Origin of the sequence: Shewanella sp. 10N.7 (assembly GCF_020806285.1) — a bacterium.
Lineage (GTDB): Bacteria > Pseudomonadota > Gammaproteobacteria > Enterobacterales > Shewanellaceae > Shewanella > Shewanella electrodiphila.
Window position 1 is genome coordinate 1 of record NZ_JAJGZS010000056.1, and the last position, 1,411, is coordinate 1,411.

Consider the following 1,411-nt stretch of genomic DNA (forward strand, 5'->3'; position numbering starts at 1 on the left):
TCGGGCTTGTTCAACACTTGGGATAAGGACGCGGCTACGCGCGGCCTATCCTTATTTGTTAGCAGTTACTTATACAAACTTTCAACGTATTAGCAGTTACTTATACAAACTTTCAACGTATTTATGGGTTGGTTCTTCAAGTAGATCCTGAGGATGATCTCCGCCAAAAGTTAACCACTTGCTTTTGCCTGTGTACGTTGTATTCCCGATCTCTTTTTTACTCTTTGAATCGTAAGTAATAATTTGAATTTCTACTTTGTCCGATTTTCCAGACCATTCTGTAGCTCTATCTTCCCAATGCAGGATAATAGGTTGAACAAAGTAACCATATGTATTCGGATCAATAGACTCTAAACACTCCTGACCTTTACAATCGGTAGTAATAGTTACTTTTGAAGCACTCTTAGAAAAGGCACTTCTAACTGCATTTGCTGTCATTCGACCAGAATTTCTATATTCCGTTTGGTCATACCAACCATTTTCTGGTGTTGATATTAAAACAGCTACGCTTCGATCTAATTTCACTTCTGGCGATTGGAATTCATTATGCTTGTAGGATGAGCTACAGCCTGAAAGAAATATTAATGCAGTTCCAAACATTACCAAATTACGATTCATATATTTACTCCTGTGATACTGCTAACGATCATAGTTCATGAGCCGTAGGTCTCATGTAACGGGTTGTTCTTTACTTCGGAGAGAGGAGGTTGTCGCTACTCAATCCGTGAGTTCATATTCCATGCCCTTGGGGCTTAATTGAAGCCCCCCTGCGGCGTGAGGGAAGCATCGCTTCTTTACTTGAAGTCAATTGCAGGTCTCTTTAAAAGATACGCTTTACGAGCCTTAGCAAGTGCCTTCAAGCTACCATAAAATAGGCGTTTCTTCCATCGCGTTTGGTTCTATCTACTCCCTCGGCTAGACTAAAATATCACTTCTTTTTGCTAAAAAATCGTCTACCGCAGGTCAAGAACGCCCTAATAATGGGCAAAAAATTGTTGGCTAAAATGTTGAGGAACGAAAACAGCCAACTGTTTTTTGTCCTTATTTATTAGCTTGTTATGTTTCATTGGTAAAAAACTTCTTTTATTATATTTGGTGTACAGCTTTCACCAAAGCCAACCACAACAAAATGCTTTCGGACTAGCCCTGCATCGATGTTGTACCAAGCTACCAGCTGCTCACCTTCATGAAACACTTTCAAAGGTGCTGTGAATGTTGGCTTTTCAAGACTATCAGCAACCAGCCAAACCGAATTTAAATATTGATTTTCAATACTATCTGGAAGATTGATAGTTACGGAATAATCAGAGCTATTTAAAGATGTTTCTATGGTGACTTTATTGCCGTGTAGTTCGGGTGTAGTGGCATAGTTAATTTGGCCACCTAGTTAGAGGTGATATTATCACCTCAT

Annotated in this window: 1 protein-coding gene; it reads right to left on the reverse strand. The window is 39.4% G+C overall.

Annotated features, from left to right (window positions below; translation table 11 throughout):
• Positions 1-96 precede the first annotated feature (96 nt).
• Complete coding sequence (locus LMH66_RS20185) at positions 97-618, reverse strand: DUF4823 domain-containing protein (RefSeq protein ID WP_229372705.1); 522 nt, start codon at positions 616-618, stop codon at positions 97-99.
• Between the last annotated feature and the right edge of the window lie 793 nt (positions 619-1,411).